Origin of the sequence: Streptococcus sobrinus DSM 20742 = ATCC 33478, from assembly GCF_000686605.1 — a bacterium.
In the GTDB taxonomy this organism is placed as follows: domain Bacteria; phylum Bacillota; class Bacilli; order Lactobacillales; family Streptococcaceae; genus Streptococcus; species Streptococcus sobrinus.
On the sequence record NZ_JMLC01000005.1, the window covers coordinates 85,473 to 99,930 of the forward strand.

Annotated in this window: 14 protein-coding genes; 12 read left to right on the plus strand and 2 right to left on the minus strand. The window is 45.0% G+C overall.

The genetic code is table 11. From position 1 onward, the window contains the following. Positions 1-53: 53 nt before the first annotated feature. Together pbp3 and BS63_RS0103730 are read right to left on the minus strand one after the other, a co-directional pair. A complete protein-coding gene (gene pbp3, locus BS63_RS0103725) occupies positions 54-1,289 on the minus strand; it encodes a D-alanyl-D-alanine carboxypeptidase PBP3 (RefSeq protein ID WP_002959876.1) in 1,236 nt (411 codons plus the stop codon). Positions 1,290-1,474: 185 nt separating this feature from the next. Then, complete coding sequence (locus BS63_RS0103730) at positions 1,475-2,848, minus strand: aspartate kinase (RefSeq protein ID WP_019770626.1); 1,374 nt, start codon at positions 2,846-2,848, stop codon at positions 1,475-1,477. Between the two features lie 169 nt (positions 2,849-3,017). Between BS63_RS0103730 and BS63_RS0103735 the strand changes: the two genes are divergently transcribed. From BS63_RS0103735 to BS63_RS0103790, 12 genes are all read left to right on the plus strand, one after another. Beyond that, positions 3,018-3,662: an HAD family hydrolase gene (locus BS63_RS0103735; RefSeq protein ID WP_002959877.1), complete on the plus strand. Its 645-nt coding sequence runs from the start codon at positions 3,018-3,020 to the stop codon at positions 3,660-3,662. A gap of 216 nt (positions 3,663-3,878) precedes the next feature. Next, positions 3,879-4,670, plus strand: coding sequence for a trans-2-decenoyl-ACP isomerase (gene fabM / locus BS63_RS0103740; RefSeq protein WP_002959879.1), 792 nt, complete (start codon positions 3,879-3,881; stop codon positions 4,668-4,670). 975 nt (positions 4,671-5,645) lie between these two features. Continuing rightward, positions 5,646-6,080, plus strand: a complete 435-nt coding sequence (fabT, locus tag BS63_RS0103745) for a fatty acid biosynthesis transcriptional regulator FabT (RefSeq protein WP_002961461.1) — start codon at positions 5,646-5,648, stop codon at positions 6,078-6,080. Then, positions 6,080-7,054: a beta-ketoacyl-ACP synthase III gene (locus BS63_RS0103750; RefSeq protein ID WP_019781548.1), complete on the plus strand. Its 975-nt coding sequence runs from the start codon at positions 6,080-6,082 to the stop codon at positions 7,052-7,054. Before fabT ends, BS63_RS0103750 begins: the two co-directional genes overlap by 1 nt. A gap of 65 nt (positions 7,055-7,119) precedes the next feature. Next, on the plus strand, positions 7,120-7,344 hold the full coding sequence (locus BS63_RS0103755; protein ID WP_002961463.1) for an acyl carrier protein: 225 nt from the start codon (positions 7,120-7,122) through the stop codon (positions 7,342-7,344). A 222-nt stretch (positions 7,345-7,566) separates the two neighbouring features. After that, positions 7,567-8,535 carry an enoyl-[acyl-carrier-protein] reductase FabK gene (fabK, locus tag BS63_RS0103760; RefSeq protein ID WP_019781549.1) on the plus strand — a complete coding sequence of 323 codons (969 nt, stop codon included), beginning with the start codon at positions 7,567-7,569 and terminating at the stop codon, positions 8,533-8,535. A gap of 176 nt (positions 8,536-8,711) precedes the next feature. Then, positions 8,712-9,632 (plus strand): ACP S-malonyltransferase, encoded by a 921-nt coding sequence (fabD, locus tag BS63_RS0103765; RefSeq protein WP_002961465.1) that lies wholly within the window; start codon positions 8,712-8,714, stop codon positions 9,630-9,632. Positions 9,633-9,641: 9 nt separating this feature from the next. Then, a complete protein-coding gene (gene fabG / locus BS63_RS0103770; protein ID WP_002961466.1) occupies positions 9,642-10,379 on the plus strand; it encodes a 3-oxoacyl-[acyl-carrier-protein] reductase in 738 nt (245 codons plus the stop codon). Between the two features lie 133 nt (positions 10,380-10,512). Beyond that, a complete protein-coding gene (fabF, locus tag BS63_RS0103775) occupies positions 10,513-11,745 on the plus strand; it encodes a beta-ketoacyl-ACP synthase II (protein WP_021674281.1) in 1,233 nt (410 codons plus the stop codon). A gap of 3 nt (positions 11,746-11,748) precedes the next feature. Next, positions 11,749-12,222, plus strand: a complete 474-nt coding sequence (gene accB / locus BS63_RS0103780; protein ID WP_002961468.1) for an acetyl-CoA carboxylase biotin carboxyl carrier protein — start codon at positions 11,749-11,751, stop codon at positions 12,220-12,222. Beyond that, positions 12,219-12,641, plus strand: coding sequence for a 3-hydroxyacyl-ACP dehydratase FabZ (fabZ, locus tag BS63_RS0103785; protein ID WP_002961469.1), 423 nt, complete (start codon positions 12,219-12,221; stop codon positions 12,639-12,641). The genes accB and fabZ overlap by 4 nt, the downstream gene beginning before the upstream one ends. 442 nt (positions 12,642-13,083) lie before the next feature. Continuing rightward, a complete protein-coding gene (locus tag BS63_RS0103790) occupies positions 13,084-14,451 on the plus strand; it encodes an acetyl-CoA carboxylase biotin carboxylase subunit (protein ID WP_019770620.1) in 1,368 nt (455 codons plus the stop codon). Positions 14,452-14,458: the final 7 nt, after the last annotated feature.

Genomic DNA, 14,458 nt, shown 5'->3' on the forward strand with positions numbered 1-14,458 from the left:
AGTGAAATTAGGTCAAACAAAAAAAGAGGCCAAGCCTCCGTTTTAAATATCTGCTAAAGTTTCTCATTAACGTAACGGACAAAATGGTTCCACCAGACCTTGAGGAAGAAACTCTTTTTGACAGGCTCCTTGGCCACTAAAGCAATCTTGGGTGGCCCATCCAGATAACCGGTTCCGATTAGGTCTGGATCCTTGTAAGTCAGGCTACCGACTTCGGTCCCCTTTTTGACTGCAGCTGAGACGGTTTTGGTCTTCACCTTGGCACTTGGTTTGTTGTCAGAACCGATTTTGGTGACCACTTGGAAATCGTTCTTAGCAACAGCCGAGACGGTTTTTGCTTTACCGTCAATGACATTAGCCTTGCTGGACTTATAGCTTTCACCCTTGACCGTCAAATTAGTCATCTGGAAGTTGTAGACAACATAGTTAAGAATCTTATTGGTTGCTTCGAAGCGAGCATATTGGTTGGTATCAGCATTATCAGCGTGCATGACAACGGAAATGACCCTCATACCATTCTCCGTTGATGTTGCAACGAAGGATTGGCCGGCCAGTTCAGTTGTTCCCGTTTTTAGTCCATCAACTCCCTCACGAGCATAAGGCATACCGTCCAACATCATATTGAAGGTAGCCATGTCTGTATTCCCGAATTTTTCACTGGCTTTCTTGGTAATGTCCAGCACATCGGGATAGTCGGTAATCAAATGCCGAGCAATGATGGCCATATCTCGGGCACTCATGAGATTCTCATCATCAGACTTGGAACCTGGATAGATATGGTCTCCTAGGTAACTATTGTTAAGACCTGAGGCATTGACCAACTTAGCATCCTTGACGCCCCATTGTTTAAGCTGAGCCTGCATCATGTCAACGAAGGTCGATTCCTCACCACCTATTTTTTCAGCCAGCGCTATAGCAGCACTATTGGCACTGGCAATCAGAGCTGCATTGACTAGTTCCTTGACCGTGTATTCTCTAGCATCCATGGGAATATTGCTGGCCTCAGAATTAGTCGTCAAATCATAAGCATAATCGGAGATTTTTACCTTGGTATTCCAAGAAAGCTTGCCCTCATCGATGGCCTTGTAGACCATGTAGACTGTTAAAATCTTAGTCATAGAGGCAACACCGTCCGGCGTTGTCGCATCCTTTTCGTAGAGGACCTTGCCGGTTGTCGCTTCGACAGCAATCGCATGCTTGGCCGGAGCATCAAAATCATCGGCCTTGGCTAGACTGCCGACAAGGAGTAAAGAGAGAGCCATTAAAAGGCTGATAAAGAATTTCTTCATAACAGTTCCTTTGTTAAGAGTAACCTGATGCAGTGTGAACTTAATGGTATACCTTTTGTTCAAAAAGCAATCTTCTTAATTATACCATAAAAGCGTTTGGCAAAAGATAACAATCTGATTAAGGTTAAGACTGGCTGTCTAAGTAGGCTCAAAAAAAGGCCCCCAAACTGAGCACCTTAGTCAAATCATTTTTTCTTATCTTGATTTTCTTCTCCAAAGAAAGCCTTATAGATAGCTCGGACTGCCGTCTTTTCGTGCTTGCTTTGGATAACCAGCATAACAGAAACTTCGCTAGAACCTTGCGAAATCATTTCAATATTAATACCCTTGTCGGACATCGCCGTGGTAGCAGTCGACATGACACCAACCTGATTCTTCATGTTTTCCCCAACAATCATGATAATGGAGAGGTCACGTTCAAATTCGACCTCATCTACCCCTAGATTTTGCATCAGGTGGGCTTGAATTTCTCGCTCCTTGATAGGGGTCAATTCTCTTTCTCGTAGGATGATGGACATATCATCAATTCCTGTTGGAATGTGCTCCCAACGAATATTAAGCTCTTCCAAAATCTGTAGAACCTTACGCCCAAAACCGACTTCTCGGTTCATCAGGTATTTGGAAATATTGATACTGACAAATTTGTCGTCTCCAGAGATACCGACAACCGGGAGCTCCTGCTTGCTGTGCTCCAAGACAATCCGTGTACCAGGATGACTGGGATTGTTGGTGTTTTTGATAACCAAAGGAATCCGTCCGCGATAGGCTGGAATCAAGGCTTCGTCATGAAGGACAGAAAAGCCAGCATAGGCTAGTTCCCGCATCTCCCGATAGGTCAGTTCCTTGATGGAATGGGGCTTGTGGACCACCCCAGGATGGGCAGCGAAGATGCCGTCAACATCAGTAAAGTTTTCGTAGAGGTCAGCCTTGACACCAGCAGCAACGATAGAGCCAGAAATATCGGACCCTCCACGGGAGAAGGTACAGATTTGTTTGTCAACCGTTACACCAAAGAAGCCAGGGATTACCAATACTTCATCACTATCTCGTAGTTCTTCTAATTTATCGTAACTGCCTGGCAGAATTTGGGCATTGCCAGGTTCGCTGGAAACGATAATACCGGCATTGCCAGGATGAAGGTAGCGGGCTGGCAGACCATTTTTGCGGAAATAGGCCGCAATCAGTTTGGCGTTATTATCTTCACCAGCGGCCAAGAAAGTATCGTAGAGAAAATCATTGCCTTCAATCGGCAGGGTAGCTAGCCCAGTAATGGCAGCAGAAATCTTATCCAAAATACTGTGGGACAGGCCCAGCTCATCAATGATGGCCTTGTAGCGATTGATAATCCACTCTTGATGACTAGAGACATCATCCTCATTGGTATAGGAGCGGTAGTATTTAATCAAGGCATCGGTAACCTTGGTGTCCTCAGGGTTGCGCTTACCGGGAGCAGAGACAACCACGAAGCGACGACTAGGGTCCGATTTTACAATGTCCAATACCTTTTGCAACTGTTGTGCAGAAGCTAGAGAGCTCCCGCCAAATTTAACGACTTTCATAACACTTCCATCTAACTTTCATTTCCAGATTGCCTAAAATTATAGCAAAATTCAGACAACTTTTCAAATTCCTATTTTGGCCTAATATCAGCCATACTTTGTCTGTGCTTCACAGGAGTGCGCTTTGTTCAGACTAGCTCTTTGTGGTAGAATAAGGCTGAGGTTTTTCATGAAGCAAGCAGTTATTTTTGATATGGATGGTGTTCTCTTTGACACCGAGGAATTTTATTACAGCCGCCGTCAGGCATTTTTAGCGACCCGTGGTATCTCAATCAGCCACCTGCCTCCCAGCTTTTTTATCGGGGGCAATATGAAGCAGATCTGGCAAAAGATTCTTGGTCAAGACTACCAGAAATGGGACCTTGCTCAACTTCAGGCTGATTATAGGGCCTATAAGCTAGCCCACCCTCTGCCTTATAGCGACGTTATCTTTTCTGATGTACGTCCCACCCTAGATAGGCTCAGCCAAGCAGGCTATAAAATTGGGTTGGCCTCAAGCTCAACCAAGGACGATATTTTAAAGGCCCTATCCGATACCAACCTGACTGACTACTTTGATGTCATTCTATCAGGTGAAGAGTTTCCGGAGAGCAAGCCAAATCCAGCTATCTACAATGCGGCTGCCGACTACTTAGGCTTTGCTAAGAAAGATTTGCTGGTTATCGAGGATAGTGAAAAAGGCATTGCTGCTGGAGTTGCCGCAGGTATAGAAGTTTGGGCTATTGAGGATAAGCGCTATGGTCTTAATCAGGAAGCCGCTGACAGACTAATCACTAGTCTTAGTCAAGGCCTAGAATTTTTGTTAGAAAAATAAGAGGGAGACTATCCCTTTTTGTTTTTGGGAATTTTCTAAAGTCTTGCTTTCCCAGCTTTTTTCGGGAGATTAGCTAGTTGTCAGAGATAGCTGGAGCAACATTTACTGGTCTGATCACAGTAATTTCTTGTCAAACGCTCATTTTCAGCTATAATAAATTGGAATACGACAAAATCTTACTATTTGTTTGAACATTAAAATAATCGGAGGTATCTTATGAATTTCTCAACCATTCTTTACAGTGTCGAAGATGGTGTAGCAACTCTAACCTTAAATCGTCCGGAGGTCTCAAACGGTTTTAATATTCCAATCTGTGAAGAAATCATCGAAGCCATCAGTCAGGCTGAAAAAGATGACAGCGTGCGAATCCTACTCATCAACGCTAATGGTAAGGTATTCTCAGTCGGTGGTGACCTGGCACAAATGCAAGAAGCAGTTGATGCGGATGATGTCCAATCTTTGGTAAGAATTGCTGAATTGGTTAATACCATCTCCTTTATGATTAAACGCCTGCCTAAGCCTGTTATCATGAGTGTTGATGGACCAGTCGCTGGGGCGGCCTTCAATATGGTCTTGGCGGCCGACTTCACTCTTGCCTCTGAAAAAGCTAAATTCATCCAAGCCTTTGTCGGTGTTGCTTTGGCACCGGATGCTGGGGGTCTCTTCCTCCTGACGCGCTCAATCGGCATTAACCGGGCTACTCAAATCACCATGACAGGTGAAGCAGTTAGTGCTGAAAAAGCCTTGGATTGGGGCTTTGTCTACCGCCTAGCTGACTCAGAAAAGCTAGAGCGCGATACCGACCGCCTCATTAAACGGCTTAAACGTAGCTCACCAAATTCCTTCAGGGCCATCAAAGAAATGGTTTGGAAGAGTGACTTCGCTGGTTGGGAAGAATATGCTGATTTAGAATTAGCCCTGCAAAAATCTTTGGCCTTTACCGAAGACTTTAAAGAAGGTGTTAATGCCTTCAGCGCCAAACGCCGACCAAAATTCACGGGAAAATGAGAGCGGGACGAAAATCGTGATTTCGTCAAATTGATTGACCTCACTCTCTCATTTTAAGGTTCAAGGGAGACTTACGACAAGTGCTAGAGTATCTTGTCTACCTCGCTTACTCACTCTTTTTGACTAGTATTATCGACTAGTCAAAAAGAGTGTTGCGGGAAGTCTAGTCTATCCCCAGACCATCCTAGTCTCAAGGCTCAGGGAAGACCCTCGGAAGCTGCTATCGGCAAACTTCCTGTCTTCCTTACTAACTTCACAGGTAAACTATGATCAAGTTTATTGGTTCCGTGTTGCGGGATTCAAGGGACACTGCACTTTTTGTTTCCCACCCCCGCACAGTTGACTTGATTTTCTCCAACAGTCTCCCAGACTGTTGGACCTATCACTTGCTTGTCAAGGGATAGGGACTTTACTGCTACTTCGTTGGCATGTCTTGAACAAGACGTGGAGACAAACCTATTGACCTTATAGTTTAGTCGTAGCTAGTGAGGTGGTTAAGCAAGCACCATCGTACTTGCTGTTAGTCATCAGCTACTTTGAGTAGCTAGATGACTTTGCCATCTCACAAATCAACCACTGCGTCAAAGTACTTAACCACTAAAATAGTGGAAATTTAGTTTTTTTATCCCAAGCTTATCCTTAGCCCGAAAACGGGAAAGCTAGGCTCAGCAGTCCCTTTATAATCTTGATACTTTCAAAGGTAGTGAATTGACTGCCTTTTTCAGAGAAAAAAGTAAGCCAGCTAGTTTACGAAAGCCCTCTTCATGATTTTTTCACAGGCTGTAAAGTAGGTCAGTTGGGTCGAAAAGACTATCAAAATCTAGTTTTAAGCCCAGCCCGCTCTGTCTCCTAGTGGAGGCATTAGGGAGCTGTTCTGAAAGTCAGATGATTAAGAAAATTTTTCATTTATCTTGCAAAGATATTTCAGTTTTGATATACTTTGACCATCAAATTGTTTGAGAATCGAGGTATAAAGTGGATTACAAACTAGTTAATGAATACCTAACTAAAGTCTTCAACAATGTCTTAGTGATTGAAGAAATGAGTTTGAAAAATAGTCGCTTTAATGATGTGTCCATGAAGGAAATGCACACCGTTGATATTATCGGTCACATTCCAGATGCAACACCTAGTGATATTGCTCGGGAACTGATGGTTACTCTTGGGACCGTCACAACCAGCCTAAATAAATTAGAAAAAAAAGGTTATGTTGAACGGCATCGTTCAAAGGTTGACCGCCGAGTTGTTCATTTGAACTTAACTAAAAAAGGCCGCCTGATTTATCGTTTACATAATCGTTTTCATAAAAATATGGTAACGCGAATTACAGAAGGGATGGATGAGATGGAAGTTAAGACCCTAGAACGAGGCTTACATAAACTCTATCAATTCCTTGAGGAGTTGAAATAATGGCTTTTGCAAAAATTAGTCAAACAGCCTGCTATGTACCAGAACAAATTATCACCAATGATGACTTGTCTAAGATTATGGATACCAGTGATGAGTGGATTTCCAGTCGGACTGGTATCAAAGAGAGGCGCATCAGCCGCAACCAAGACACTAGCGATTTAGCAAGCCAGGTTGCTCAGCAACTCTTAGACAAATCTGGCTACCAGCCTGAAGATATTGACTTTATCATTGTTGCCACTATCTCACCCGACTCCATGATGCCGTCAACGGCGGCCCGTGTTCAGGCTACTATCGGAGCCAGCAGGGCCTTCACCTTCGATTTGACAGCGGCATGTTCAGGCTTCATCTTTGCCTTGGCAACGGCTGAAAAATTTATCAAGTCAGGTAGCTATCAGAAAGGGCTAGTTATCGGAGCGGAAGTTCTTTCTAAAACCCTAGACTGGAGCGATCGCAGGACAGCTGTTCTCTTTGGCGATGGTGCTGGTGGTGTTCTTCTTGAGGCGACTCAGGAAGAACACTTCTTGGCAGAAGACTTACATAGCGATGGTGGTCGGGGGCAAAGCTTGACCTCTGGCCAATGCGGACTATCCTCACCCTATTCGAATAAGGCTGAGAATCATCCCTTCCTCGCTATGGATGGTCGAACAATCTTTGACTTCGCCGTCAGAGATGTCTCCAAGAGCATCAGGGTCTTGCTGGAGGATAACCAGTTGGCCCAGCAAGACTTGGATTACGTCTTATTACATCAAGCTAATATCCGCATCCTAGATAAGATGGCTAAGAAAATTGGTATTGAGCGGGATAAATTCCTAGCCAATATGATGCGCTACGGTAATACCAGCGCCGCTAGCGTACCTATTTTACTAGCAGAGTCAGTAGAAAATGGTATAATTAAACTTGACGGTTCCCAGACCGTACTCCTATCAGGATTTGGTGGGGGATTGACATGGGGCAGTCTAATTGTTAAAATTTAGGTAGATAACTGTGACAAACAGTATTTATAATAATTTATTTTTTATCTTAAAGGAGAATATTAAAAATGGCAGTATTTGATAAAGTACAGGAAATCATCGTTGAAGAACTTGGTAAAGAAGCAGAAGAAGTTCAATTGACAACAACATTTGACGAACTTGACGCTGACTCACTTGATGTCTTCCAAGTTATTTCAGAAATCGAAGATGCTTTTGACATCCAAATCGAAACTGAAGATGGTTTGAATACTGTTGGTGACTTGGTTGCCTACGTTGAAGAAAAAACTAAATAAGCTGGTTTGAGGGACTGGGAGCTTTTCCCAGCCTTTGAATTTTGTGGATTTAGTCACGAAGGTGTAGCCTTGGAACGTCTTAGTTCTTCTGAATAGTACGCTAGGCTGCAAGGTGGACGAGGCAACTCATCCGCCTTCTTCTTTAGGCCAATACTTTGATATTCAAACTTTGAGGGTCAAAGTTGTTGGATTGTTATAACATATAAAAAGGTAAGTAATTATATGAAAACTCGAATTACGGAATTATTGAATATTAAATACCCTATTTTCCAAGGGGGTATGGCGTGGGTTGCAGACGGTGATTTGGCTGGTGCTGTTTCTAATGCCGGAGGACTTGGAATTATTGGTGGCGGTAATGCCCCTAAAGAAGTTGTCAAGGCGAATATTGATAAGGTGAAATCAATTACTGATAAGCCATTTGGTGTCAACATCATGCTTTTATCTCCTTTTGCTGATGATATTGTTGACCTGGTTATCGAAGAAGGTGTCAAAGTTGTCACAACTGGTGCAGGAAATCCAGGTAAATATATGGAACGTCTGCATGAGGCTGGTATCACCGTTATTCCCGTTGTTCCAAGTGTAGCCTTGGCTAAACGGATGGAAAAGCTTGGTGCTGATGCGGTCATCGCTGAAGGTATGGAAGCTGGTGGCCACATCGGTAAATTGACCACTATGACCTTGGTTCGCCAGGTGGTTGATGCCATTGATATTCCAGTCGTTGGTGCTGGTGGTGTGGCTGATGGTAATGGTGCTGCAGCTGTCTTTATGCTGGGTGCTGAGGCTATCCAAGTTGGGACCCGCTTTGTTGTCGCTAAGGAGTCTAATGCTCACCAAAATTTCAAGAACAAATTGCTTAAGGCTAAGGATATTGACACGGTCGTATCTGCTAATGTCGTTGGTCACCCTGTTCGTGCCATCAAGAATAAATTGTCTTCTGCCTATGCCCAAGCTGAGAAGGATTACTTGACTGGCAAGCTGAAAAAAGAAGAAATTGAAGAGCTAGGTGCTGGTGCCCTCCGCAACGCTGTTGTTGACGGTGATGTTCAAAACGGTTCAGTAATGGCTGGTCAAATCGCAGGTCTGGTCCGCAAGGAAGAAACCTGTCAAGAAATCTTGGAAGACCTTTACTATGGAGCTGCCAAGGTTATCAAGGACCAAGCTGCACGCTGGGCAGACGTTTCAGAAGACTAAAACAAGCAAAGACCTCAGATTCTAGCCTAGGCTTTTAGGCTATTGCTCAATGACAAATCAAAGGCATCAATTGTTTGATGAAAATAATAGTGAAGTTAGGACTTTTGTCCCAGCCTTTTCTGGCCTAAGATTTTTTAGAAGAGCAGAATCTCTCGCCCTAACTTGGAGGAAAAACTGTGACGAAGACAGCATTTTTATTTGCCGGTCAGGGAGCCCAAAAGCTCGGTATGGCAAGAGACTTGTATGAAACCTATCCAGTTATTAAGGAAACCTTTGATACGGCCAGCCGAATCTTGGGCTATGACCTGAGAGAACTCATCGACCAAGATGAAGAAAAGCTCAATCAAACCCGTTATACGCAACCAGCCATCTTGACAACCTCGGTAGCCATCTCTCGTTTGCTTAAGGAAAAAGGCATTGAGCCAGATGCGGTTGCTGGTCTTTCCTTGGGTGAATATTCCGCCTTAGTTGCGGCAGGTGCTCTCAGTTTTGAGGATGCAGTTGCCCTAGTGGCTAAACGGGGGCAATTCATGGAAACAGCAGCTCCTGCAGGAACAGGTAAGATGGTTGCAGTGATGAATACGCCAGTTGATGTCATTGAAGAGGCCTGTCAAAAGGCTCAAGACAAGGGCTATGTTCGTCCAGCCAACTACAATACCCCTGCTCAAATTGTTATCGGCGGAGATGTAGCAGCGGTTGATGCAGCGGTTGAGAATCTCAAAGAGGCTGGAGCCAAGCGTTTGATTCCGCTAAAAGTTTCTGGTCCTTTTCACACAGCTCTCTTGGAGCCTGCTAGCCGTCAGCTAGCTGAGGAATTGGACAAGGTTCAATTCTCAGATTTCAGGATTCCTTTGGTCGGTAATACCGAAGCCAAGGTTATGAATGAGGCTGATATCAAGTCTCTCTTAGCTCGTCAGGTTATGGAACCGGTACGCTTTTATGATTCTATTGCAACCATGCAAGAATTGGGCGTGACAGCCTACATTGAGATTGGTCCAGGTAAGGTCCTCTCAGGCTTTATGAAGAAGATTGATAAAGCTGCAGAGCTGGTCCATGTCGAAGACCTATCTAGCCTTCAAGCTCTGCTAGAAAAATAGGAGATTTTTATGGAATTAAGCAAGAAAAATGTCTTTATCACTGGTTCAACGCGGGGGATTGGCCTGGCGATTGCCCATAAGTTTGCTAGCCAGGGGGCAAATATCGTCCTCAATGGCCGTTCAGCAATTTCTGATGAGCTCCTAGACCAATTTTCTGATTACGATGTCAAGGTTGTGGCCATCTCTGGAGATGTCTCTGATTCTGCCGATGCCAATCGAATGGTAGCAGAAGCTATTGAGGCCTTGGGTTCCGTAGATGTTCTGGTCAATAACGCTGGGATCACCAACGATAAGCTCATGCTCAAGATGACTGAGGAAGATTTTGAAAAGGTGCTCAAGATTAACTTGACTGGTGCCTTCAATATGACCCAGGCTGTTTTGAAACCCATGAGCAAGGCCCGTCAAGGGGCCATCATCAATATGTCATCGGTTGTTGGTCTGATGGGTAATGTTGGCCAAGCCAACTATGCAGCCTCCAAGGCTGGCCTGCTGGGCCTGACCAAATCTGTTGCTCGGGAGGTTGCTGGCCGTAATGTCCGGGTTAATGCCATTGCCCCAGGTTTTATCGAGTCAGATATGACTGACGCTATTCCTGAAAAGGCTAAGCAAGCCATGATTGCCCAAGTCCCAATGAAGCGGATTGGTCAGGCAGAGGAAGTTGCCCAGGTTGTAGCCTTCTTAGCCAGTCAGGAATACCTAACAGGTCAGGTTATTGCCATTGATGGTGGCATGACCATGCAAGGTTAATCAGAGCTTTTCACTCTTCGAAAATCAGAGAATTCGTCGTTAACTCGTTTTATCATACACTGGTACCATCTGTAGCTTTTGATTTTCATTGAGTTTTACATAAAAATAATCCAAAAAAGATAGAGGAACTATTATGACTTTTAATCGCGTTGTTGTAACAGGTTACGGTGTCACATCACCAATTGGAAATACGCCAGAAGAATTCTGGAATAGCCTAGAAAACGGTAAAATCGGTATTAAACCCATTACAAAGTTTGATGCTTCCGAAATCCCAGCTCACAATGCTGGAGAAATTCAAGACTTCCCATTCGATAAATACTTTGTCAAAAAAGACAAGAACCGGATGGATAACTATTCTCTCTTTGCTATGTATGCAGCCCTAGATGCCCTTGAAAATGCTAACTTGGACATGGAAAATGTTGACCGTGACCGGACTGGTGTTATCGTTTCTTCTGGTATCGGTGGTCTGCAAGAATTGCAAGATCAAATCATCCGCATGCACGAACGTGGCATGAAACGTATTCAACCCATGTTCATTCCTAAGGCTCTCTCTAATATGGCAGCCGGTAATATTGCCCTTAAGATTGGTGCTCAAGGGGTATGTAAGTCAATTACAACAGCCTGTGCCTCAGCTAATGATGCTATTGGTGAAGCCTTCCGCGAAATCAAGTATGGCCTTCACGATGTTGTGCTTGCTGGTGGTGCCGAAGCTTCCATCACTAAGATTGGTATCGGTGGTTTCAACGCTCTGACTGCCCTGTCAACAACTGAAGATCCTGCTCGTTCAGCGATTCCATTTGACAAGGACCGCAACGGCTTTGTTATGGGTGAAGGTGCTGGTGTTCTAGTTGTTGAAAGTCTGGAGCACGCTCAAGCTCGTGGTGCTAATATCTTGGCAGAGATCGTTGGTTACGGTAGCAACTGTGATGCTTACCACATGACCACCCCAACTCCTGACGGTTCTGGTGCGGCTAAGGCTATGAAATTAGCTCTGAAAGAAGCTGACATTGAACCAAGCCAAGTTGGTTATGTCAATGCCCATGGTACCTCAACCCAAGCCAATGAAAAGGGTGAAAGCAAGGCCATCGTTACTGTTCTTGGGAAGGATGTTCCAGTTTCGTCGACCAAGTCCTTCACTGGTCACCTGCTTGGTGCTGCTGGTGCGGTAGAAGCTATCGCAACCATCGAAGCCATCCGCCACAGCTTCTTGCCAATGACTGCAGGTACTAAGGAATTGTCTGAAGACATCGAATGTGATGTTATCATGGGACAAGGTCGTAAGGCAGATGTTGACTATGCCATTTCCAATACCTTTGGTTTTGGTGGTCACAATGCCGTGCTTGCCTTCAAACGTTGGGAGGCTTAATCCATGAATATTTCAGAAATCAAGGACCTGATGACTCAGTTTGATGGTTCAAGCCTGCGTGAATTTGCCTACAATAATAATGGGGAAAGCCTCGTTTTGAGTAAAAATGATGCTAAGCCAGCTAGTCCAGTGGCTGCACCTGCTCCAGCTCCAGTAGCTGAAGTTGTTAGTGCACCTGTTGCTGCACCGGTATCGTCCGAGGCTGTGGCAGAATCAAGTCCAGCTCCAGCCCTAGCGGCTGAAGGCGACTTGGTTGAAAGTCCACTTGTCGGGGTAGCCTATCTAGCATCGGCACCTGATAAACCAGCCTTCGTTTCCGTTGGTGATAGTGTCAAAAAGGGTCAAACCCTCTTGATTATTGAAGCCATGAAGGTCATGAACGAAGTTCCAGCACCCAAGGATGGTGTTGTAACGGAAATTCTTGTTGACAATGAAGAAGTGGTTGAATTTGGAAAGGGCTTGGTACGTATCAAATGATGGATATTAACAAGATTAAAGAAGCCCTGCCCCACCGCTATCCTATGCTTTTGGTTGACCGTGTTCTGGAAATGTCTGAGGACGAGATTGTGGCCATTAAAAATGTCACCATCAATGAGTCTTTTTTCCAAGGCCATTTCCCAGAATATCCTGTTATGCCAGGTGTCCTGATTATGGAAGCCCTAGCCCAAACAGCTGGTGTTTTGGAGCTTTCTAAAGAAGGCAACCAAGGCAAACTAGTCTTTTATGCTGGTATGGACAAGGTTAAATTCAAAAAACAAGTGGTCCCTGGAGACCAATTGGTCATGACCGCCAAGTTTGTCAAACGCCGTGGTTCCATTGCTGTTGTCGAAGCCAAGGCAGAAGTTAATGGTAAATTGGCAGCCAGCGGAACCTTGACCTTTGCCCTAGGCAAGTAAAAAAGCAGTAGCTGGATGGTCATGTGACCATTGCGACAGCTAAAAAATAAAACTCGAATGGTAGGGAGCGGCTTCTCTAGGAAGTCCGTCTTCCCCAACACTAGGGACTGGCTGGATAAAGGATTCCTCAGACGGAAAGCCCTGGCCAGCTTGTTCCTTTTTCTTTGAAAATCACAAAAGATATAAGAGGTAAAACAGGCCGTCCCTTGCTAGCAAGCCTGCTAGGACAGACTTCTGAAAGGCAGTATTAGAGTTTGGCTCATGTTTCAAATTTCCCATGCTCTAGTCGGCCTAGTTGAGCTTCTGGGGAGGTCCTGCCGGCGAAGCTAGGAACTACGACTTGCTAGCTGACCTCTGGTAGCCTAGAGTCTCACGCCTCTCTAGCTTGTATTGATTTTCATTGACCTTTACCAGCGAGTTTTGAATGACTGAAAGGCAGAATATGTTTAAGAAAATTTTGATTGCCAATCGTGGTGAAATCGCCGTGCGTATCATTCGAGCAGCTCGTGAATTGGGTGTAGAAACGGTTGCCGTCTACTCAGAAGCGGACAGGGAGTCCCTCCATGTCCTCTTGGCTGATGAGGCTGTCTGTGTTGGTCCAGCCCGTTCGACAGATTCTTATCTCAATATGAATGCTGTCCTCTCTGCAGCCATTGTTACTGGGGCAGAAGCTATTCACCCTGGTTTTGGCTTCCTGAGTGAAAATTCCAAGTTCGCCACCATGTGTGAGGAGATGAATATTAAATTCATCGGTCCTTCTGGGGCCATTATGGACAAGATGGGTGATAAAATTAATGCCCGCTCGGAAATGATTAAGGCCCAAGTTCCAGTCATTCCTGGCTCAGCTGGCGAGGTCATGACTGCTGAGGATGCCCTCAAGGTTGCTGACGAGATTGGTTACCCTGTCATGCTTAAGGCCTCTGCCGGTGGTGGTGGTAAAGGGATTCGCAAGGTCGAAAAGGCTGATGATCTAGTTCCCGCCTTTGAATCGGCCTCTCAAGAAGCCCTGGCCGCCTTTGGTAATGGAGCCATGTATATCGAAAAAGTTATCTACCCAGCCCGTCATATTGAAGTGCAAATCTTGGGAGATAGCCATGGCAATGTTATCCACCTAGGAGAGCGGGATTGCTCATTGCAACGTAATAATCAGAAGGTGCTGGAAGAAAGCCCCTCTATCGCTATCGGCGCTAGCCTGCGGACCAAGATGGGTGATGCTGCTGTGCGGGCCGCCAAGGCTGTCGGCTATGAAAATGCCGGCACCATTGAGTTCTTGCTGGATGAGGCCTCTGGTAATTTCTACTTTATGGAAATGAATACCCGAATTCAGGTGGAACATCCCGTCACCGAATTTGTTACCAACGTTGATTTGGTCAAGGAACAAATCAAGGTCGCAAATGGTCAAGAACTCTCTTACAGTCAAGAAGAAATTAAAATCACGGGCCATGCCATCGAATGTCGGATTAATGCTGAAAATCCTAAGTTCAACTTTGCCCCAAGCCCAGGTAAGATTACCGATCTCTACCTGCCTGCTGGTGGCGTTGGCATGCGGGTGGATTCGGCCGTCTATCATGGTTACACCATTCCACCTTACTACGATAGTATGATTGCCAAAATCATTGTTCACGGGGAAAATCGTTTCGATGCCTTGATGAAGATGCAACGGGCCCTCTACGAATTGGAAATTGATGGCGTCCTAACCAATGCCGACTTCCAATTAGATTTGATTTCTGATGAAAATGTCATTGCTGGAGATTACGATACGGCATTCTTGATGGAGAAATTCTTACCAGCCTATAACCAAGAGGATTAGGAGATAT